A 19754-nucleotide genomic window follows, 5' to 3' on the forward strand; every position below is an offset into this window, starting at 1 on the left:
CACTTTATAAAGGCTGGGCAGACGCCCCCGGCGGTAGGCAGGGACGGCACCATTGACCATAATGGCGCATTCGAATTCCCTGCCCCCGGAAGGATTTCCCGTGAGCCAAGCCCTTATCACTGCGTTGCAGAACCCCGCCCTGTACCCTCACCCCGTGGATGGGTTCCAGCTCATCGAGACGCATATCTCCTGGGTCCTGCTCACTGGCGAGTATGCCTACAAGATCAAGAAACCGATGAACTTCGGCTTCCTCGACTTCACCGGCCTGGACCAGCGCCAGCATTTCTGTAACGAAGAATTGCGCCTGAACCAGCGCCTGACCGACGGCCTGTACCTGGAAGTGTTGCCGATCACCGGTAGCGTCGACGCGCCGCAGATCGGTGGTGAAGGCGAAGCCATCGAGTACGTGCTGAAGATGCGCCAGTTCCCCCAGGGGCAGATGCTCAACACCCTGCAGGCCAATGGCGAACTGAACGCCGCGCACATCGACCAGATGGCCCGGCAGATCGCCGATTTCCACCTGCAGGCCCCACGCGTTCCGGTGGAGCACCCGCTCGGCACGCCGGACAGCGTGATGGCGCCGGTAGAACAGAACTTCGAGCAGATTCGCCCGTTCCTCAGCGACAAGGCCGACCTGCAGCAACTCGACGCCCTGCAGGCCTGGGCACGCAGCAGCTTCGAGCGCCTGCATGGCCTGCTGGAAAAGCGCAAGGCCAATGGTTTCATCCGTGAATGCCACGGTGACATCCACCTGGGCAACGCCACCCTGATCGACGGCAAGGTGGTGATCTTCGACTGCATCGAGTTCAACGAACCGTTCCGTCTGACCGACGTGTATGCCGACACCGGCTTCCTGGCCATGGACCTGGAAGACCGCGGCCTGAAATGCCTGGCCCGCCGCTTCATCAGCCAGTATCTGGAACTGACCGGCGACTACGAAGGCCTGGAACTGCTCAACTTCTACAAAGCCTACCGCGCGCTGGTGCGGGCCAAGGTTGCACTGTTCAGCATGCCAGCCGATGCCGATGGCGTGCAGCGCGCCACCACCCTGCGCACCTACCGCAACTATGCCAACCTGGCAGAAAGCTACAGCGCCATCCCGTCGCGCCTGCTGGCCATTACCCACGGTGTTTCGGCAGTGGGCAAAAGCCACGTGGCCATGCGCATGGTCGAGGCCCTGGGTGCGGTCCGCGTGCGTTCGGATGTGGAGCGCAAACGCCTGTTCGGCGACCAGCAGCAGGCTGACGCTGGCCAGCTGAGTACCGGCATCTACGACCAGGACGCCAGTGTCGCGACCTACCAGCGCCTGCACGAGGTGGCGGCGACCGTGCTGCGAGCCGGCTTCCCGGTGGTGCTGGATGCCACCTACCTCAAACGTGATCAGCGCCAGGCCGCAGCGGACATCGCCAGCGAGACGGGCGTGCCGTTCCTGATCCTCGACTGCCATGCACCGGATGCGGTCATCGCCAGCTGGCTGGAGCAGCGCCGGGCAGAAAACACCGACCCGTCAGATGCCACCCTGGAAGTGGTCAAGGCCCAGCAGGCCAGCCGTGAGCCGCTGAGTGCACAAGAGCAGGTGCAAAGCACCCGCGTCGATACCCAGAGTGCCGGGAGCATGGACCAGGTGATCGAGCAGATTCGCCAGCGCTTGCCTGGGCTGTAAGGTCAGCGTTTTCCTGGGCCGGCCTATTCGCGGGTGAACCCGCTCCCACAGGTACTGCGTCAGTCGTGAGGCTTGCAGATAACCTTGTGGGAGCGGGTTTACCCGCGAAGAGGCCGGCACAGGACATCTCGTCGCCCCCTATGGCAAAAGGCCGCGCATTTCCCATCCCCCGCTACACTCCTCTCTGACCTGCTCGCGATTTATCCCCCAATCCCCGTTCAGCCATCGCAAGGAGGCTCGATGAACGATGAATTGCAGCATCTGAAGAACCTTGGCAAGACCTCTGCGCAGTGGCTGCATGCAGCCGGCATCCACAGTGCATCGGATCTGCGCCGCCTGGGCGCGGTGGGTGCGTACCAGGCCGTGAAGACACGAGGGTTCCGCGCATCGAAGGTGCTGTTGTATGCCATTGAAGGCGCCCTGCTGGACATGCACTGGAACGATTTGCCGCTGGAGCGCAAAGAAGCGCTCAACCAACAACTGGATGCGAAAAGCCCTGCGCAAAAAAATCAGAAATAATTTCAGGAAGGGGATTGACGACGAAATGAGAATCGTTATGATTATCACAACTGGTCGCGAGACTGGTTGGATAAGCTAAGAGCCCCTGGTTCGGACTCTCAGATTATCTCCTCATCAGGCTAATCACGGTTATTGACCCGGCAATTTGCCGGGTCTTTTTTTGCTTTTTTGCAGCCCTGTCACCGCAGTTGCGCGCAATAGTCCTGCTCCGGCATCGCTGCCGTGTACCACACAAAATCAGCCTCGCCTGCCTCGACCTGCTCACCGACCTCTGCCAACAGCAGTACCTTGCTCTCCCCCTGCGCTTGCAGGTCAGCCAGGTGCAACGGTACACCCAGGTCCTTGCGCACGTGATAAGCCCCAGCCAGCAGCAGTGCCGGCTGCGGCGCCGCCAGCAAGCGCTCGGCCATGCGCCGGTCGCGCTGCTGCTGCACGGCCAGCATCGCCGGCAACTGGCTTTCTGGCAGCATCCCGCAATGCCCGGCACGCACATGCTCCAGCAAGGCGGCCTTGACCGTCGGCGCATTGGAGCGTTCGCCCGGTAACGAAGCTGGCTGTCGATAGGCCTGGCGCATCTCGCCGGGCGAGAGGTTGGCGGCCAGCACAGGCACCCGCTGCTGCAAAGCCTCAGTCACGATTGGCCCGTACAGCTGCCAATCCCAGCCGTCCTGCCAAGCCAGGGCCTTGGGCAGGTCTGCCGGCAAAGGTTGCCCCGCCAGCTTGTCCAGCAGCGGTTGCTGCTCGGGCTGCAGCATTTCCAGCAGCAGGCTGCCCTGCACACGTTGGCCTTGCAGGGCGCGCAGCAGCCACAGCTGCAGTGCGTGATGGTCGGGGTTGTCGTGTTTCTCGCCGACCAGTACCCGGGGGGCGGTAGACAGGCGCTGCACCAGTTGCTCAGGGCTGATCAGCTGGCCATCAGCGAGATCGACGATATGCCCCAGCTCGGCATGGCTGCGCCCCTCACTGCTCTGCCAGGCGGGCAGCGGTGGCAGGCTGGCCTGGCAGCCACCCAATACCAGCACCAGGCACAGCGAGAAAGCGGACAGCAGCGGATGTCGCATGGGCAGTACCTCCATGTCATTCAACAATGTATAAGCCTGCACCGGCTCTTGTGGGAGCGGCCTTGTGTCGCGAAAGGGCTGCGGAGCAGCCCCAGCAATTTGTGCATCACCTGCTGAAAATCCGGGGCCGCTTTGCGGCCCTTTCGCGACACAAGGCCGCTCCCACGAAAATCGTGCACGCCCCGGAGTCTTGAATCCCCACATCAACGAGTGATGATCAGCGGATGCCCACGCTCCGGGTGCGCCTGTACCAGTACATCGATCCCGTATACCGCCTTCAACGCCGCCGGCGTCAGCACTGCTTCGGGTGCGGCAAAGGCATGGCAGCGCCCATGCTCCAGCAGCAGGATACGGTCACAGTAGCGCGCCGCCAGGTTCAGGTCATGCAGGATCACCAGCACCGCGGCGCCACGGTCGGCAAAGCGGCGCACGGCTTCCAGGGTGGTGTGCTGGTGCAACGGGTCGAGCATCGAGGTTGGCTCGTCGAGCAGCAGCGTGGTACCCGCCTCGCCCGGCCACAGCTGCGCCAGTACCCGAGCCAGGTGCACCCGTTGCCGCTCGCCGCCAGACAACGCCAGGTAACTGCGCTCCACCAGGTGCCAGGCATCCGCCGCCCGCAAGGCCGCTTCGACGATTTCCGCATCGCGCCGCTGCCCGGTGCCATGGGGCATGCGCCCCATGCCCACCACTTCCTCGACCCGGAACGAGAACCCCAGGCTGGACACCTGCGGCAACACCGCCAGGCGCCTGGCCCTCTCCTGCCCGGCCCAGTTGGCCAGCGGCCTGCCCTGTAGCGTCACCCATCCGCGATCGGGCGCCAGCTCACCACACAGTACACCCAGCAGGCTGCTCTTGCCGGCACCGTTGGGGCCGAGCACGCCCACCACCTGCCCCGGGCTCAGCTGCAAATGAATGTCATGCAGCACTTCGTTGCTGCCCCGCCGCAAGTACAGGCCCTCGGCTTGCAACATCAGCTGCGCCCTCGTATCAGCAGGAACAGGAAAAACGGTGCACCGATAAAGGCCGTGACGATACCGATCGGCAGCTCGGCAGGCGCCAGCAGCAGCCGCGCCGCCAAATCGGCGAACAGCATCAGCACACCGCCCGCCAACAAGGAAGCTGGCAGCACCACACGGTGATCAGGCCCGGCCAGCAGGCGCACCAGGTGCGGTACCACCAGGCCGATGAAACCGATCAACCCGGCAGCCGCCACCGCCGCACCCACGCCCAGCGCCGTGCAGAACACCAGCTCGCGCTTGAGCCGCTCCACATCGATGCCCAAGTGGCGCGCCTCCGACTCACCCAGCAGCATGGCATTCAACGCCTTGGCCCGGCGTGGCAGCCACACTGCCACGCCAGCAGCCACCAGCAGCAACGGCCACAGCCGCTGGTAACTGGCACCATTGAGGCTACCCAGGTTCCAGAACGTCAGCGTGCGCAGCGTGGCGTCGTCGGCCAGGTAGGAGAACAGCCCCACGGCAGCACCACCCAGCGCGGTCATGGCCACACCGGCCAGCAGCATCGTGGCGACGTTGGTCTGGCCGTCGCGCCGCCCCAGACGATAGACCAGCGCAGTCACGCCCAGCCCGCCGATGAAAGCACACAGCGACAACAGGTAAGGGGCAAGCACATCCGGCATGCCGCCCAGCCAACTGCCGCCAACGATGGCCACCGCCGCGCCCACCGCCGCCCCGGCGGCAACCCCTACCAGCCCGGGGTCGGCCAGCGGGTTACGGAACAGCCCCTGCATCGCCACACCGGACAGCGCCAGCACCGCGCCCACCGCCAACCCCAGCAAGGTGCGCGGCAGGCGGATCTGGCCGAGGATCATCTCGGCCTGCTGCAGGCCATCAGCGGCAACGGGCAGACCCAGCAGGCGCAGGCCGGCACGCAGGGTATCGAACAGCGGCAGGCTGACCGGCCCCAGGGCCAAAGACAACCACACCGCCAGCAGGCACAACAGGCTCAGGCAAACGAACAGCGTGCGTGGCTGGACACGTTGCTTCATTGGGCTAGGCTGGCCTTGGCAGCCGGATAGAAGGTGGCCGCAAGCAACTGCAGTGTTGCCGGCAGGCGTGGCCCGAGCCCGCCGACCAACAGCGTCGGGTCAAGCGATACCAGGCGTTTCTCGCGCACAGCGCGCGAGGCCGCCAGCGCGGGGTTTTCTTTCAGCAACGCCTGCAAGGCCTGCTCATCGGCCAGCGCCCGGTCGGAAAACACGATCACATCCGGGTCCAGCGCCGCCAGTGCTTCGCTGGAGAAATTCTTGTAGCCCTGATGTTCTGCCAGGTTGCGCCCGCCTGCCTGGCTCAGCAGCCAGTCACCGGCAGTACCCTGCCCGGCGATCAGCGGCTTGGCCCCGGCATGCCCGACCAGCAGTAACACCCCTGGTGCCTTCTGCTCCGCCCGGGCCTGCCTGACCTTGGCCTGCAAGGCATCGAGCTGCTGGTGGTAGCCCGACGCCAGGACCGCGGCCTGCTGCTCTGCGCCCAGCAACTGCCCCAGGTGCTTGAGGTTTTCATCCACCGCCGCCAGTTCGGCCTTGCTGGAGAACAGTTCGACCCGCACGCCAGCCTTGCGGATTTGCGCCAATACCGGTGGCGGCCCCATTTCCTCGGTGCCCACCAGCACATCCGGGCGCAGGCTGAGAATGCCTTCCGCAGACAGCTGCCGCTGGTAGCCGACACTAGGCAGTGACTTCAGCGATGGCGGATGCTGGCTGGTGGTATCCACACCCACCAACCGCGCTTCACCACCCAGCGCGCTGATCCATTCGCTCAGTGCACCACCAGCGCTGACCCAACGCTGCGGCAGCTCGGCCGCCGGGGCCTGGGTGGAGAGCACAAGGCTCGCGCACAGGGCGAGCAAGGCGACGGGACGGCGCATCATCGGGTTCCTTCTGCAGGCGGGCCGCGCGCCTTGTGGCGGGCGACGGAACTGCGCACCATAAGCAGCCGGGCGCAGCGAATGCGGGCAATTTGATAATTATTCGCATTGATGCGTCAAGCCACCACCTGTTTCACGAGTCATCCTTGCCATGCACTTCCTTTGTACCTCCCACGGCCTGGCCGAAGGCCAAAGCCGCGCCTTCAGCGTAGACGGCATCGAACTGTTCGGCGTACGCCGCCAGGGCCAGGTGTACCTCTACCGCAACCGTTGCCCGCACCGCAGCATCCCGCTGAACTGGGCGGAAGATGCGTTTCTCGATGACAGCGCCAGCCTGATTCACTGCGCCCATCATGGCGCGCTGTTCCTGATCGAAAGCGGCGAATGCGTGGCCGGGCCATGCGAAGGCGAGCAACTGCAGGCCCTGGGCTGCCACGAGGACAGCCAGGGCATCTGGTTCAAGGGGTAAGCAGCACCGGCAGGCGGCGGTCGATGACGATGCCTTCGGCGTCCAGGCGCGTGCCGTAGGCCAGCACCTCCACCCCATCCGCCACCGCCGCGCGCAGGGCCTGGGCATAGGCCACATCGATTTCCTCGGCCGGGCGCACCGCGTCGATACCGGTCAGATTCACGCAATACAGCTGCACCGCCCGCACGCCCTGCCTGGCCAGCTTCGCCAGCTCGCGCAGGTGTTTGGCACCGCGCTGGGTCACCGCATCAGGGAAGGCCGCGACCGTGCTGTCTGGGTAGCCCAAGGTCACGCTCTTGACCTCGACATAGGCCGGGGCACCGTCGAATTCCAGACGAAAGTCGATGCGGCTGCCTTCCTCGCCGTAGGCCACTTCACGCTTTAGAGCACTGAAGCCGGCCAGTTCGGCGATGATGCCCGCACGCAGGGCCTCTTCGACCAGCGTATTGGCCCGCCCGGTATTCACACAGGCCAGCCGACCCTGCGGGGTTTCGCTGATTTCCCAGGTGCCCGGGAGCTTGCGCTTGGGGTCGTTGGAGCGGCTGAACCACACCTGCCCGCCCTCACGCATGCAGTTGAGCATGGAGCCGGTGTTGGGGCAGTGGATGGTCAGTTGTTCGCCGCCGGGCAGTTCGATATCCGCCAGAAAGCGTTTGTAGCGGCGCAGCAGACGGCCCTTTTCGAGTGGGGGATGGAATTGCATCAGCCTTGCCAGCTCCGCAGGCCGCGGGCGATCCGTTGCACCGCCTCTTCCAGGCGCGGCAGGCTCTGGGTGTAGGCAAAGCGCACATGGTGGCCGGCCAGGTGACGGCCGAAGTCCAGGCCGGGGGTGAAGGCCAGGTGCTCGGTCTCCAGGAAGTGCCGGCAGAAGGCGAACGCGTCACCGCCAAAGGCACTGATGTCGGCATACAGGTAGAACGCCCCCTGCGGCTCGACGGCAATGCGGAAGCCCAGTTCGCGCAGGGCAGGCAACAGGTAGTCGCGGCGGCGGGCGAACTCGGCGCGGCGCTCCTCGAAAATGGCCAGGGTCTCGGGCTGGAAACACGCCAGCGCGGCATGCTGGGCCATGCTGGGCGCACTGATGTACAGGTTTTGTGCCAGCTTCTCCAGGTCGGCCACCGCGCCAGGAGGCGCCACCAGCCAGCCGAGGCGCCAACCGGTCATGCCGAAATACTTGGAAAAACTATTCAGGACGAATGCAGAGTCGTCCACTTCCAGCACGCTGGGGGCGTCCATGCCATAGGTCAGCCCGTGGTAGATCTCGTCCACCACCAGGTGGCCATGCCGTTCGCGGGTGGCGCGGGACAGGCCGGCCAGCTCGTCACGCCCCAGCACGGTGCCGGTCGGGTTGGCCGGCGAGGCGACCAGGGCTCCAACCGTGTCCTTGTCCCAGTAGCGGTCGACAAGGTCGGCAGTCAGCTGGTAATTCACGTCCGGGCCCACCGGCACCAGCTGCGCCCCGCCCTCGACCAGGCGCAGGAAGTGGCGGTTGCACGGGTAGCCTGGGTCGGCCAGCAGCCAGTGCTTGCCTGGGTCTACCAGCAAGCTGCTGGCCAGCAGCAGCGCACCGGAGCCACCCGGGGTGATGAGGATGCGTTCAGGGTCGACACTCAGGCCGTAACGCTGGCCATAGAACCCGGCAATGGCTTCGCGCAGTGCCGGCAGGCCGCGTGCGGCGGTGTAGCGGGTGTGCCCGGCGGCCAATGCTGCCTGGCCGGCGGCAACGATGGGCGCGGCCGTGGTGAAGTCCGGCTCGCCGATTTCCAGGTGGATCACGTCGTGCCCGGCCGCCTGCAGCTCGTTGGCCCGGGCCAGCAGCGCCATGACGTGGAAGGGTTCGATGGCGCGGCTGCGCGCACTGTAGGGGTGGGCCATGACCTTCTCTCAATTGGGTCTAAACTGGAGATTCTACCTCTGCACGCCACCGAACGTGCGGCTCGCGCCGCTGTCAATTACCAGGATCGGGCGGGGTAGCGCACCCCCGATCTATCTGGTAAGTTCGGCGGCTCGCAGTCGCAGGGCCGGCGGGTGCCGGAGATGGAGCAGCCTGCGCATTGGATCAGATGAGTGAGAGGCGGTCTATTCATGTCCACCGTAGAAAAGCAAAAAGCCCAGACCATGTACGGTGTCGAGCCCTACGTAGAAACCAAGGGTGAAGAGTACATGGGCGAGCCCATGAAACAGCACTTCACCAAGCTTCTCGGCGCCTGGAAGCGAGACTTGATGGAAAGTGTCGACCGCACTGTGGATCACATGAAGGACGAAGCAGCCAACTTCCCCGACCCGGCCGACCGTGCCAGCCAGGAAGAAGAATTCGCCCTGGAGCTGCGCAACCGCGATCGCGAACGCAAGCTGATCAAGAAAATCGACAAGACCCTCGAGAAGATCAAGGCCGATGAGTACGGCTGGTGCGAATCGTGCGGCATCGAGATCGGCCTGCGTCGCCTGGAGGCCCGCCCTACCGCCGACCTGTGCTTCGACTGCAAGGAAATCGCCGAGAAAAAGGAAAAGACGGTCGGCAAAGGCTGATCTTTCTTTCCACCTGAACGGGGCGCATCATGCGCCCCGTTTCATTTATATGCCCAGCCTGACCATGACCGAATCAAGCTACATCGGGCGTTTCGCCCCCACCCCCAGCGGCTTCCTGCACTTCGGCTCGCTGGTCGCAGCCCTCGCCTCCTGGCTCGATGCCCGCGCCGTGAACGGCCGCTGGCTGCTGCGCATGGAAGACACCGACCCGCCTCGGGAAATGCCCGGTGCTCGCGATGCGATCCTGCAGACCCTGGAGCGCTACGGCCTGGAGTGGGACGGCGAAGTGGTGTTCCAGAGCCAGCGGCACGATGCCTATGCCGCGGTGGTCGACCGCCTGTTCAACATGGGCCTGGCCTACGCCTGCACCTGCTCGCGCAAGCAGCTGGAGGGTTACAACGGCATCTACCCGGGCCTTTGCCGCAACGCCGGGCATGCTCGGGAAGGCGCGGCGATCCGCCTGCGCGTGCCAGAGTTGATCTACCGCTTTACCGACCGCGTGCAGGGCGAGTTTCAGCAGCACCTGGGGCGTGAAGTGGGCGATTTCGTCATCCAGCGCCGCGACGGGCTGTATGCCTACCAGCTGGCGGTGGTACTGGACGATGCCTGGCAAGGTGTTACCGACATCGTGCGTGGCGCCGACCTGCTCGACAACACCCCGCGCCAACTGTACCTGCAAGAGTTGCTGGGCTTTTCGCAGCCGCGTTACCTGCATATTCCGCTGATCGTGCAGCCGGACGGGCACAAGCTGGGCAAGTCGTACCGCTCGCCGCCGCTGCAGGCGGACCAGGCGACACCGCTGTTGCTGCGGGCGCTGCGGGCGCTGGGGCAGGAAGCAGACCCCGAGTTGTTGCTGGCAACGCCGGCGGAGGTATTGGCGGTAGCTCGCAAGCAGTGGCGGCCCGAGGCGATTGCACAGCGGACCACGGTGCCAGAGGCTGATTTGCGCTGAGGCATTACCGGCCCTATCGCCGGCAAGCCAGCTCCCACAGGTACAGCGCAGCACTCAGATCCTGTGGTGATCCTGTGGGAGCTGGCTTGCCGGCGATAGGGCCAGAACAGGCAACCCACCCCTCAAAAACAAAAGCCCAATAAATTCAACCTCTTGGCGAACACCATGGATTCCCGCTAGCATCCGCCCAGCCATTTGCGCCAATAATAAGTCCAAGCCCGCAGCGCCCAACCATCGAGGCCAGCATGTACATCTATCGTTTGGTCCTGCTTCTGGTCGTGGGGATCTACCTGTTCTCCCCGGCCATCATGGACTGGTGGATCGAACCGACCGGAGCCTGGTATCGCCCTTACCTGCTCTGGCTGATCCTGATCGTCGTCACCTTCATCCTGCAGAGCCAACGAGATGCCGATGAGCTTTAGCCTGACCCAGATGATCCTGATCAGCGCCGCGTACCTCATGGTGCTGTTCGGCGTGGCCTGGATCAGCGAGCGAGGGTTGATCCCGCGCTCGATCATTCGCCACCCGCTGACCTACACCCTGTCGCTGGGCGTGTACGCCAGTGCCTGGGCCTTCTATGGCTCGGTGGGCCTGGCCTACCAGTACGGCTACGGCTTCCTTGCCTGTTACCTGGGGGTGTCCGGCGCGTTCCTGCTGGCCCCGGTGCTGCTCTACCCGATCCTCAAGATCACCCGTACCTACCAGCTTTCCTCGCTGGCCGACCTGCTGGCGTTCCGTTTCCGCAGCACCTGGGCCGGCGCGCTGACCACCATCATCATGCTGATCGGCGTGCTGCCCTTGCTGGCCCTGCAGATTCAGGCGGTGGCCGACTCGATCAGCATCCTCACCGGTGAGCCGGTCAAGGCACGGGTGGCCTTCGCCTTCTGTGCGCTGATCATCCTGTTCACCATCTTCTTCGGCTCGCGGCACATCGCCACACGCGAAAAGCACGAAGGGCTGGTGTTCGCCATCGCCTTCGAGTCGGTGATCAAGCTGCTGGCCCTGGGCGGTATCGGCCTGTACGCCCTGTATGGCGTGTTCGGCGGCCCGCACGAACTGGAAGTGTGGCTGCTGCAGAACCAGACCGCCCTGGCGGCTCTGCATACGCCGCTGCAGGAAGGCCCATGGCGCACCCTGCTGCTGGTGTTCTTCGCCTCGGCCATCGTCATGCCGCACATGTACCACATGGCCTTCACCGAAAACCTCAACCCGCGCTCGCTGGTCAGCGCCAGCTGGGGCCTGCCGCTGTTCCTGCTGCTGATGAGCCTGGCCGTGCCGCTGGTGCTGTGGGCCGGCCTGCGCCTGGGCGCCACCACCAACCCCGAGTACTTCACCCTGGGCCTGGGGCTTGCCGCCAACAACCAGGCACTGGCGCTGCTGGCCTACGTCGGCGGCTTGTCGGCCGCCAGCGGGTTGATCATCGTCACCACCCTGGCGCTGTCGGGCATGGCCCTCAACCACCTGGTGCTGCCGCTGTACCAGCCGCCGGCCGAAGGCAACATCTACCGCTGGCTGAAGTGGACCCGCCGCGCGCTGATCGTCGCCATCATCACCGCCGGGTTCATGTTCTACCTGACCCAGAACAACCATCAGAGCCTGGCCAACCTGGGCATCGTCGCCTTCGTGGCCACGTTGCAGTTCCTGCCGGGCGTGCTGTCGGTACTGTACTGGCCGACTGCCAACCGCCGTGGCTTCATCGCCGGTCTGCTGGCCGGCACCCTGGTGTGGATGGTGACCATGCTGCTGCCACTGCTGGGCAACCTGCAGGGCTTCTACATCCCGCTGCTGGACATGATCTACGTGCTGGACGACACCAGCTGGCACATGGCGGCCATCGCCTCGCTGGCGGCCAACGTGCTGTTGTTCACCCTGATCTCGCTGTTCACCAACGCCAGCAACGAAGAGGTCAGCGCCGCCGAAGCCTGCGCGGTGGACAACGTGCGCCGCCCGCAACGCCGCGAACTGCACGCCGCCTCGCCACAGGAGTTCGCCACCCAACTGGCCAAGCCGCTGGGCGCCAAGGCCGCACAGAAGGAAGTGGAACAGGCCCTGCGCGACCTTTACCTGCCATTCGACGAGCGCCGCCCCTATGCCTTGCGCCGCCTGCGCGACCGTATCGAGGCCAACCTGTCCGGCCTGATGGGGCCGAGCGTGGCCCAGGACATGGTCGAGACCTTCCTGCCGTACAAGTCCGGTAACGAAAACTACGTGACCGAGGACATCCACTTCATCGAAAGCCGCCTGGAAGACTACCACTCGCGCCTGACCGGCCTGGCCGCCGAGCTCGACGCCCTGCGCCGCTACCACCGCCAGACCCTGCAGGAACTGCCCATGGGCGTCTGCTCGCTGGCCAAGGACCAGGAAATCCTGATGTGGAACAAGGCCATGGAAGAGCTCACCGGCATCGCTGCCAAGCACGTGGTCGGCTCGCGCCTGGTCACCATCAGCGAACCCTGGCGCGGCCTGCTGCAAGGCTTCATCAACGTGCCCGACGAGCACCTGCACAAGCAGCGCCTGGCGCTGGACGGCCAGCCGCGCTGGCTGAACCTGCACAAGGCGGCCATCGACGAGCCGCTGGCCCCGGGCAACAGCGGCCTGGTGCTGCTGGTAGAGGACCTTACCGAAACCCAGGCGCTGGAAGACAAGCTGGTGCACTCCGAACGCCTGGCCAGCATCGGCCGCCTGGCCGCCGGCGTGGCACACGAGATCGGCAACCCGATCACCGGCATCGCCTGCCTGGCGCAGAACCTGCGCGAGGAGCGTGAGGGCGATGGAGAAATCATCGAGCTGTCCAGCCAGATTCTCGAACAGACCAAGCGGGTATCGCGCATCGTCCAGTCGCTGATGAGCTTCGCCCATGCCGGCGGCAGCCACCAGAACAGCGAAGAGCCGGTATGCCTGGCCGAAGTGGCGCAGGATGCCATCGGTCTGCTGGCGTTGAACCGGCGCAATTTCGAAGTACAGTTCTTCAACCTCTGCGACCCGGAGCACTGGGCCGAAGGGGACCCGCAGCGCCTGGCCCAGGTGCTGATCAACCTGCTCTCCAACGCCCGCGACGCCTCGCCGCCCGGCAGCGCCGTGCGCGTGCGCAGCGAAGTCAGCGAGCACACCGTCGACCTGATCGTCGAGGATGAGGGCAGCGGGATCCCGAAGAACATCATGGACCGCCTGTTCGAACCCTTCTTCACCACCAAGGACCCGGGCGAAGGAACCGGACTGGGGCTCGCTCTGGTCTATTCCATCGTGGAAGAGCATTATGGGCAAATCACCATCGACAGCCCGGCCGATATCGAACGGCAACGTGGCACCCGGATCCGCGTGACCCTGCCCCGGCATGTCGTAGCGACGTCCCCTGAAATTCGAGACCGTCGAGAGAATTGAATCAATGCCGCACATTCTGATCGTCGAAGACGAAACCATCATCCGCTCGGCCTTGCGTCGCCTGCTCGAACGGAACCAGTACCAGGTCAGCGAAGCCGGCTCGGTGCAGGAAGCCCAGGAACGCTTCAGCATTGCCACCTTCGACCTGATCGTCAGCGACCTGCGCCTGCCAGGCGCGCCCGGCACCGAGCTGATCAAGCTCGGCCAGGGCACTCCGGTGCTGATCATGACCAGCTACGCCAGCCTGCGCTCGGCGGTAGACTCGATGAAAATGGGCGCGGTGGACTACATCGCCAAGCCCTTCGACCACGACGAGATGCTGCAAGCGGTGGCGCGTATCCTGCGCGACCGGCAGAACGCCCCGGCTGCCGCACCGGCGGCCGAGCCACGCGCCACCAATGGCAAGGCCGCCCCGGCCGACAAAGGCAGCGCGGCAGCCGCCAATGGCGAAATCGGCATCATCGGCTCCTGCCCGCCAATGCAGGACATGTACAGCAAGATCCGCAAGGTCGCGCCCACCGATTCCAACGTGCTGATCCAGGGCGAGTCGGGCACCGGTAAAGAGCTGGTCGCACGCGCCCTGCACAACCTGTCGCGTCGGGCCAAGGCACCAATGATTTCGGTGAACTGCGCAGCCATCCCCGAGACACTGATCGAGTCCGAGCTGTTCGGCCACGAGAAAGGCGCGTTTACCGGCGCCAGCGCCGGGCGCGCTGGCCTGGTGGAAGCTGCCGATGGCGGTACCCTGTTCCTCGACGAAATCGGCGAACTGCCGCTGGAAGCCCAGGCCCGCCTGCTGCGCGTGCTGCAGGAAGGCGAGATTCGCCGGGTGGGTTCGGTACAGTCGCAAAAGGTCGATGTACGCCTGATCGCCGCGACCCACCGCGACCTGAAGAACCTGGCCAAGGCCGGCCAGTTCCGTGAAGACCTGTATTACCGCCTGCACGTGATCGCCCTGAAACTGCCTGCCCTGCGCGAGCGCGGCAGCGACGTCAACGAGATCGCCAGCGCCTTCCTCGCCCGCCAGAGCGCGCGCATCGGCCGCGACGACCTGCACTTCTCGGCCGAAGCCGAGCAGGCCATTCGTCACTACAGCTGGCCGGGTAACGTGCGAGAGCTGGAAAACGCCGTTGAGCGTGCGGTGATCCTCAGCGAGAGCGCAGAAATTTCCGCCGACCTGCTGGGCATCGACATCGAGCTGGGCGACCTGGAGGAGGACGAAATCCTCGACAACGCCCTGGTCGTGGCCAGTTCGGCGAATGCCAGCCATGAGCCGACCGAGGACCTGTCGCTGGAAGACTACTTCCAGCACTTCGTGCTCGAGCACCAGGACCACATGACCGAGACCGAGCTGGCCCGCAAGCTCGGGGTCAGCCGCAAATGCCTGTGGGAACGCCGCCAGCGCCTGGGTATCCCGCGGCGCAAGAGCAACGCTACCAGCGAGTAACCGCGCTGCCTGGGCGGGAGGCTCCTCCTGCCCTGATCCCTCTCTATCTGCCGTTCCGGCCTCTTCGCGGGTGAACCCGCTCCCACAGAAATCTCACTGCCCTCAAGGGTGGTGCAATCCTTGTAGAAGCCGGCTTACCGAGATTCAGCGAAACCTGCGCAGCCCCTGTGGGAGCGGGTTCACCCGCGAAAGGGCCGGCAAAGCCAGCGCACACACCCCAGGTAACACATCAGCCCCCGCAAAAATCTGTTACCCAAGCTTTCCGCCGTAACAGTTCCCGAGGCGTACGGTAACGAAATTTCGACATTTTCGACCGCTGAAAAACTGCTCACAACCTCCAAACCCTTGATTTTACTGGGTTTGCAAAAGTTGGCACGGCACCTGCTATATGTCTGGTACAAGAACAATAACAAGCACTGCAACTCAGAATAAGAACAAGACGAAACGGCTCACGCACAATAAAAACAAGACGGCGGAGGCGCAGCTAACTGATTCTTTTGGAGAGGATGCGTGTTTGGGGCTTGCCCCACAGCCAGGCAGAGAACAATAAAAACTGCACTAAAAAGCAGCGCCTGAACTGGTTGGATCGACAGATCAACGTGACATCAGCGACCAAAGCAATCCGTTTGCTCTTAACCCCTGGATTGGGGGTCGTCCACAAGCTTCGAGATTTGTGGACAGGGCACTCAACAAAAACAAGAAGCCCAGCAAAAAAACAATAAGAGCACGCAACGACTTCTTGGGGAGCTTAGGCTCCCCTTGTCGTTTCTACCCTTCCGGCAGGCATCCTGCTACCCGCCTACACCATTCCTTGAGTAAATGCTAGAATCCCCGCCCATCATGCGGCCATTCTCCTATTCTTGGCCGAACATTCCTTCAAACAGTGCATCCCATGCTGAAGAAGCTGTTCCAGTCGTTCCGCCCGCCCGTACCGGGCCCGCATCACAGGCGCACCACGCCTGAGGTGATCAACAAGAGCCAGCACTCGCTGCAACGCCACCAGTTCAGCCGCCATGCGGTGAACATCGTGGAACGCCTGCAGAGCGCCGGTTACCAGGCTTACCTGGTCGGTGGCTGTGTCCGCGACCTGATGCTGGGCATCACGCCGAAAGACTTCGACGTCGCCACCAGCGCCACCCCCGAACAGGTCCGTGCCGAGTTCCGCAACGCGCGCATCATTGGCCGCCGCTTCAAGCTGGTCCACGTGCATTTCGGCCGTGAGATCATCGAAGTCGCCACCTTCCGCGCCCACCACTCGGAAGACGACCAGGGCGACAGCCACCGTTCGTCGCACAATGCCAGTGGCCGCATCCTGCGTGACAACGTGTACGGCACCCTGGAAGAGGACGCGCAACGTCGCGACTTCACCATCAACGCCCTGTACTACGACCCGGTCAGCGAGCGCATCCTCGACTACGCCAACGGCGTGCACGATATTCGCAACCGCCTGCTGCGCCTGATCGGTGACCCTACCCACCGCTACCAGGAAGACCCGGTGCGCATGCTGCGCGCGGTGCGTTTCGCCGCCAAGCTCGACTTCGGCATCGAAAAGCACACGGTCCAGCCGATCCGCGAGCTGGCCCCACTGCTGCGCGAGATTCCGCCTGCGCGCCTGTTCGAAGAGAGCCTCAAGCTGTTCCTCTCCGGCCAGGGCGCCATCGTCTTCGAGATGCTGGTCGACCTGCAGTTGTTCGAGCCGCTGTTCCCGGCCAGTTCGCATGCCCTGGACGAGCGCCCGACCTACACCCACACGCTGATCAGCCAGGCGCTGAACAACACCGACCTGCGCGTGAAGCAAGGCAAACCGGTAACCCCGGCCTTCCTCTTCGCCGCGCTGCTGTGGCCAGCCCTGCCGGCCCGCGTGCTGCACCTGCAGAACCAGGGCGTGCCGCCGATCCCGGCCATGAACGGTGCGGCCCACGACCTGATCGCCGAGCAATGCGCACGCATCGCCATCCCCAAGCGCTTCACCCTGCCGATCCGCGAGATCTGGGACATGCAGGAGCGCCTGCCACGCCGCAGCGGCAAGCGCGCCGACATGCTGCTGGACAACCCGCGCTTCCGTGCCGGCTACGACTTCCTGCTGCTGCGCGAAAGCGCCGGGGAAGAAACCGACGACCTCGGCCAGTGGTGGACCGACTACCAGGATGCCAACGACAGCGAGCGCCGCGAGATGATCCGCGAGCTGGGCAGCCGTGACGAAGGCACCGGCGCCGGCCCGCGCAAACGCAAGCGTAGCGGTGGCAAGCGCAAGCGCAGTGGCGACGAGGCGTTCGAGTGAGTACCCGCGCCTATATCGGCCTGGGCAGCAACCTGGACGCACCTGCCGAGCAGCTGCGCAGCGCCTTGCAGGCCCTCGACCAGGTCGAGGCCACGCGCCTGGTGGCGGCCTCGGCCCTGTACACCAGCGATTCGCTGCTGCCCGGCCAGCCGCGCTATACCAACGCCGTCGCCGCCCTGGACACTGCCCTGCCACCGCTGGCCCTGCTCGATGCACTGCAGGCCATCGAGAACGATCAGGGCCGCGTGCGCAAGGAACGTTGGGGCCCGCGCACACTGGACCTGGACATCCTGCTGTTCGGCGACCAGGTGCTCGATGAGCCGCGCCTGAAAGTGCCGCATTACCACATGCATGCCCGGCCTTTCGTGCTGTACCCGCTGGCGGAACTGGTACCGGGCGATTTCCGCCTGGCCGACGGCCGCGCCCTCGCGCAACTGCTCGACGACTGCCCGTTCGTCGGCCTGGAACGCCTGTAAACCGGGCGTTCCAGCCTTGCACACTGGCGCGGTAACGCCAGTAACACCCTGATCGTAACAATGCGGTAACAGGGTGATTGACTTCCCCAACCTCGCTCACGACTATAGGCGTCCCGTGTGGCACCAAAGTGCCGCATACCCGTATTTAGGCCCGGACGGACCTGTGCCCGAACATCACGCGCGATGATGTGCCGCTCCGGAAGATGACTACACGCGTTGAATGCAGTCGTTTCTTACAGCGCCTGAACGAGGAATTTCCTACATGCCTGAAGTAACCCTGACCACCCTCAATGGCCTCAAGGCCAAGGGTGAAAAAATCACCATGCTGACCTGCTACGACGCGACCTTCGCCAAGGCCGCCAGCCAGGCCGGTGTCGAAGTGTTGCTGGTGGGCGACTCGCTGGGCATGGTCCTGCAAGGCCACGACAGCACACTGCCGGTGACCACCGCGGACATGGCCTACCATACTGCCAGCGTCAAACGTGGCAACGACGGCGCGCTGATCCTCGCCGACCTGCCGTTCATGGCGCATGCCACCCCGGAGCAGGCCTTTGCCAACAGCGCCACGCTGATGCAGGCCGGCGCCCACATGATCAAGATCGAAGGTGCTGCCTGGCTGGCCGAGACCATCCGCCTGCTGGCCGAGCGTGGCGTGCCGGTGTGCGCGCACATGGGCCTGACCCCGCAGACTGTCAACGTGCTGGGCGGCTACAAGGTGCAGGGCCGCCATGAAGCCCAGGCCCGGCAAATGCGCGCCGACGCCATCGCCCTGGAACAGGCCGGTGCAGCCATGCTGCTGCTCGAATGCGTGCCCAGCGAACTGGCGGCGGAAATCACCAGTGCCGTATCCATCCCGGTGATCGGCATTGGCGCCGGCAGCGGCACCGATGGCCAGGTACTGGTCCTGCACGACATGCTCGGGCTGTCGCTGAGCGGCCGGGTACCGAAGTTCGTGAAGAACTTCATGCAAGGCCAGCCGGATATCCACAGCGCCCTCGTCGCTTACGTCGAGGCGGTCAAGCAAGTCAGCTTCCCAGGCAGCGAACACGGGTTCAGTGCATGAATACAGTCAAGACCGTCCGCGAACTGCGCGCCGCAGTCGCCCGCGCCCGCGGTGAAGGCAAGCGCATCGGCTTCGTGCCGACCATGGGCAACCTGCACAGCGGCCATGCCGCCCTGGTGACCAAGGCTGCGCAGCGCGCCGATTTCGTGGTCGCCAGCATCTTCGTCAACCCGCTGCAGTTCGGCGCCAACGAAGACCTCGACAAGTACCCGCGCACCCTGGCCGCCGACCAGGAGCGCCTGCTCCAGGCTGGCTGCAATCTTCTGTTCGCGCCCAGCGTCGAAGAGATGTACCCCGACGGCATGAGCGTGCAAACCCGCGTCAGCGTGCCCCACCTTTCCGAAGGCCTGTGCGGCGCCAGCCGGCCCGGGCATTTCGAAGGCGTGGCCACCGTGGTCAGCAAGCTGTTCAACATGGTCCAGCCCGACCTTGCCGTGTTCGGTGAAAAGGACTTCCAGCAGCTGGCGGTGATCCGCGCCATGGTGCGCGACCTGAACATGCCGATCCAGATCATCGGCGAGCCCACCGTGCGGGCCGAGGACGGCCTGGCGCTGTCGTCGCGCAACGGTTACCTCACGCCTGAGCAGCGTGCTGCGGCGCCAGCGTTGTACCGCACGCTGCAGCACATTGCTGCTGGCATCGGCCGTGGCCAACGTGACTTTGCCGCGCTGGTTGCCGAAGGCGAGGCGCAGTTGACCGCCGCTGGTTTCCGGCCGGATTACCTGGAAGTGCGTCATGCCGTGAGCCTGCGCCCGGCAGTGATCGATGATCGAGACCTGGTGGTAATTGCGGCGGCTTACCTGGGTAACACACGGTTGATCGACAACCTGTACCTGCATCTGGAAGAGAAGACCGCGTAACGGCCTGGGGCTGCCTTGCAGCCCATTCGCCGGCAAGCCAGCTCCCACCTCGACCGCATTGGCCTCGAGCCATGCGCTATCCCTGTGGGAGCTTGCCAGCGATGAGGCCAGTACCGGTAACACAAAGACCGCTGCGCCCCCAAATCACACCCCGACCGCATCGGCCT

The 19754-nt window shown here is 64.5% G+C and carries 18 protein-coding genes; 12 read left to right on the forward strand and 6 right to left on the reverse strand.

Annotated features, from left to right (window positions below):
- Positions 1-100 precede the first annotated feature (100 nt).
- Together ABX298_RS06625 and ABX298_RS06630 are read left to right on the forward strand one after the other, a co-directional pair.
- Positions 101-1663: an AAA family ATPase gene (locus ABX298_RS06625; protein ID WP_367394202.1), complete on the forward strand. Its 1563-nt coding sequence runs from the start codon at positions 101-103 to the stop codon at positions 1661-1663.
- Positions 1664-1903: 240 nt separating this feature from the next.
- Entirely contained in the window at positions 1904-2182 is a 279-nt protein-coding gene (locus tag ABX298_RS06630) for a TfoX/Sxy family protein (protein WP_013974260.1), read from the forward strand.
- A 179-nt stretch (positions 2183-2361) separates the two neighbouring features.
- Here the strand turns inward: ABX298_RS06630 and ABX298_RS06635 are convergent, their stop codons facing one another.
- The 4 genes from ABX298_RS06635 to ABX298_RS06650 all read right to left on the reverse strand — a co-directional run bounded on the left by ABX298_RS06635 (position 2362) and on the right by ABX298_RS06650 (position 6132).
- Positions 2362-3243, reverse strand: a complete 882-nt coding sequence (locus tag ABX298_RS06635; RefSeq protein WP_367394203.1) for a ChaN family lipoprotein — start codon at positions 3241-3243, stop codon at positions 2362-2364.
- A 203-nt stretch (positions 3244-3446) separates the two neighbouring features.
- The gene (locus tag ABX298_RS06640; RefSeq protein ID WP_367394204.1) at positions 3447-4214 is read right to left on the reverse strand and encodes a heme ABC transporter ATP-binding protein; all 768 of its coding nucleotides are present in this window, start codon (positions 4212-4214) and stop codon (positions 3447-3449) included.
- Positions 4214-5197, reverse strand: coding sequence for a FecCD family ABC transporter permease (locus ABX298_RS06645; RefSeq protein ID WP_367394470.1), 984 nt, complete (start codon positions 5195-5197; stop codon positions 4214-4216). Before ABX298_RS06645 ends, ABX298_RS06640 begins: the two co-directional genes overlap by 1 nt.
- Before the next feature lie 50 nt (positions 5198-5247).
- Positions 5248-6132 (reverse strand): hemin ABC transporter substrate-binding protein, encoded by an 885-nt coding sequence (locus ABX298_RS06650; RefSeq protein ID WP_075046413.1) that lies wholly within the window; start codon positions 6130-6132, stop codon positions 5248-5250.
- 148 nt (positions 6133-6280) lie between these two features.
- Between ABX298_RS06650 and ABX298_RS06655 the strand changes: the two genes are divergently transcribed.
- Positions 6281-6598, forward strand: coding sequence for a Rieske (2Fe-2S) protein (locus ABX298_RS06655; RefSeq protein ID WP_025340682.1), 318 nt, complete (start codon positions 6281-6283; stop codon positions 6596-6598).
- Here the strand turns inward: ABX298_RS06655 and sfsA are convergent.
- Entirely contained in the window at positions 6588-7301 is a 714-nt protein-coding gene (gene sfsA, locus ABX298_RS06660) for a DNA/RNA nuclease SfsA (protein ID WP_367394205.1), read from the reverse strand. The two genes, ABX298_RS06655 and sfsA, sit on opposite strands and share 11 nt — an antisense overlap.
- Positions 7301-8473 (reverse strand): pyridoxal phosphate-dependent aminotransferase, encoded by a 1173-nt coding sequence (locus tag ABX298_RS06665; protein WP_075046415.1) that lies wholly within the window; start codon positions 8471-8473, stop codon positions 7301-7303. Before ABX298_RS06665 ends, sfsA begins: the two co-directional genes overlap by 1 nt.
- A 210-nt stretch (positions 8474-8683) precedes the next feature.
- On the opposite strand from ABX298_RS06665, the gene dksA reads away from it, so the two are divergent.
- The 9 genes from dksA to panC all read left to right on the forward strand — a co-directional run bounded on the left by dksA (position 8684) and on the right by panC (position 19587).
- Complete coding sequence (dksA, locus tag ABX298_RS06670) at positions 8684-9127, forward strand: RNA polymerase-binding protein DksA (RefSeq protein WP_046613112.1); 444 nt, start codon at positions 8684-8686, stop codon at positions 9125-9127.
- A gap of 64 nt (positions 9128-9191) precedes the next feature.
- The gene (gene gluQRS, locus ABX298_RS06675; RefSeq protein ID WP_084785353.1) at positions 9192-10079 is read left to right on the forward strand and encodes a tRNA glutamyl-Q(34) synthetase GluQRS; all 888 of its coding nucleotides are present in this window, start codon (positions 9192-9194) and stop codon (positions 10077-10079) included.
- A 245-nt stretch (positions 10080-10324) separates the two neighbouring features.
- The gene (locus tag ABX298_RS06680; RefSeq protein ID WP_003250005.1) at positions 10325-10501 is read left to right on the forward strand and encodes a hypothetical protein; all 177 of its coding nucleotides are present in this window, start codon (positions 10325-10327) and stop codon (positions 10499-10501) included.
- Entirely contained in the window at positions 10485-13460 is a 2976-nt protein-coding gene (locus ABX298_RS06685) for a sensor histidine kinase (RefSeq protein WP_025340687.1), read from the forward strand. The genes ABX298_RS06680 and ABX298_RS06685 overlap by 17 nt, the downstream gene beginning before the upstream one ends.
- Before the next feature lie 4 nt (positions 13461-13464).
- Positions 13465-14907, forward strand: coding sequence for a sigma-54 dependent transcriptional regulator (locus tag ABX298_RS06690; protein ID WP_013974271.1), 1443 nt, complete (start codon positions 13465-13467; stop codon positions 14905-14907).
- Positions 14908-15799: 892 nt separating this feature from the next.
- A complete protein-coding gene (locus ABX298_RS06695; protein ID WP_015271847.1) occupies positions 15800-17188 on the forward strand; it encodes a polynucleotide adenylyltransferase PcnB in 1389 nt (462 codons plus the stop codon).
- Positions 17185-17664 (forward strand): 2-amino-4-hydroxy-6-hydroxymethyldihydropteridine diphosphokinase, encoded by a 480-nt coding sequence (gene folK / locus ABX298_RS06700; protein WP_013974273.1) that lies wholly within the window; start codon positions 17185-17187, stop codon positions 17662-17664. Before ABX298_RS06695 ends, folK begins: the two co-directional genes overlap by 4 nt.
- 262 nt (positions 17665-17926) lie before the next feature.
- A complete protein-coding gene (panB, locus tag ABX298_RS06705; protein WP_075046418.1) occupies positions 17927-18727 on the forward strand; it encodes a 3-methyl-2-oxobutanoate hydroxymethyltransferase in 801 nt (266 codons plus the stop codon).
- The gene (panC, locus tag ABX298_RS06710; RefSeq protein ID WP_075046419.1) at positions 18724-19587 is read left to right on the forward strand and encodes a pantoate--beta-alanine ligase; all 864 of its coding nucleotides are present in this window, start codon (positions 18724-18726) and stop codon (positions 19585-19587) included. The genes panB and panC overlap by 4 nt, the downstream gene beginning before the upstream one ends.
- Positions 19588-19754: the final 167 nt, after the last annotated feature.

Origin of the sequence: Pseudomonas sp. X4 (genome assembly GCF_040784925.1) — a bacterium.
GTDB classification, from domain to species: domain Bacteria; phylum Pseudomonadota; class Gammaproteobacteria; order Pseudomonadales; family Pseudomonadaceae; genus Aquipseudomonas; species Aquipseudomonas putida_Z.

What these genes read in the sequence shown, in the direction of transcription:
- ABX298_RS06635 (WP_367394203.1), bottom strand. Translation starts at nt 3,243, where the DNA reads ATGCGACATCCGCTGCTGTCCGCTTTCTCGCTGTGCCTGGTGCTGGTA.
- ABX298_RS06685 (WP_025340687.1), top strand. Translation starts at nt 10,485, where the DNA reads ATGCCGATGAGCTTTAGCCTGACCCAGATGATCCTGATCAGCGCCGCG.
- panC (WP_075046419.1), top strand. Translation starts at nt 18,724, where the DNA reads ATGAATACAGTCAAGACCGTCCGCGAACTGCGCGCCGCAGTCGCCCGC.
- ABX298_RS06655 (WP_025340682.1), top strand. Translation starts at nt 6,281, where the DNA reads ATGCACTTCCTTTGTACCTCCCACGGCCTGGCCGAAGGCCAAAGCCGC.
- ABX298_RS06665 (WP_075046415.1), bottom strand. Translation starts at nt 8,473, where the DNA reads ATGGCCCACCCCTACAGTGCGCGCAGCCGCGCCATCGAACCCTTCCAC.
- sfsA (WP_367394205.1), bottom strand. Translation starts at nt 7,301, where the DNA reads ATGCAATTCCATCCCCCACTCGAAAAGGGCCGTCTGCTGCGCCGCTAC.
- panB (WP_075046418.1), top strand. Translation starts at nt 17,927, where the DNA reads ATGCCTGAAGTAACCCTGACCACCCTCAATGGCCTCAAGGCCAAGGGT.
- ABX298_RS06690 (WP_013974271.1), top strand. Translation starts at nt 13,465, where the DNA reads ATGCCGCACATTCTGATCGTCGAAGACGAAACCATCATCCGCTCGGCC.
- ABX298_RS06640 (WP_367394204.1), bottom strand. Translation starts at nt 4,214, where the DNA reads ATGTTGCAAGCCGAGGGCCTGTACTTGCGGCGGGGCAGCAACGAAGTG.
- ABX298_RS06695 (WP_015271847.1), top strand. Translation starts at nt 15,800, where the DNA reads ATGCTGAAGAAGCTGTTCCAGTCGTTCCGCCCGCCCGTACCGGGCCCG.
- gluQRS (WP_084785353.1), top strand. Translation starts at nt 9,192, where the DNA reads ATGACCGAATCAAGCTACATCGGGCGTTTCGCCCCCACCCCCAGCGGC.
- ABX298_RS06630 (WP_013974260.1), top strand. Translation starts at nt 1,904, where the DNA reads ATGAACGATGAATTGCAGCATCTGAAGAACCTTGGCAAGACCTCTGCG.
- dksA (WP_046613112.1), top strand. Translation starts at nt 8,684, where the DNA reads ATGTCCACCGTAGAAAAGCAAAAAGCCCAGACCATGTACGGTGTCGAG.
- ABX298_RS06680 (WP_003250005.1), top strand. Translation starts at nt 10,325, where the DNA reads ATGTACATCTATCGTTTGGTCCTGCTTCTGGTCGTGGGGATCTACCTG.
- ABX298_RS06650 (WP_075046413.1), bottom strand. Translation starts at nt 6,132, where the DNA reads ATGATGCGCCGTCCCGTCGCCTTGCTCGCCCTGTGCGCGAGCCTTGTG.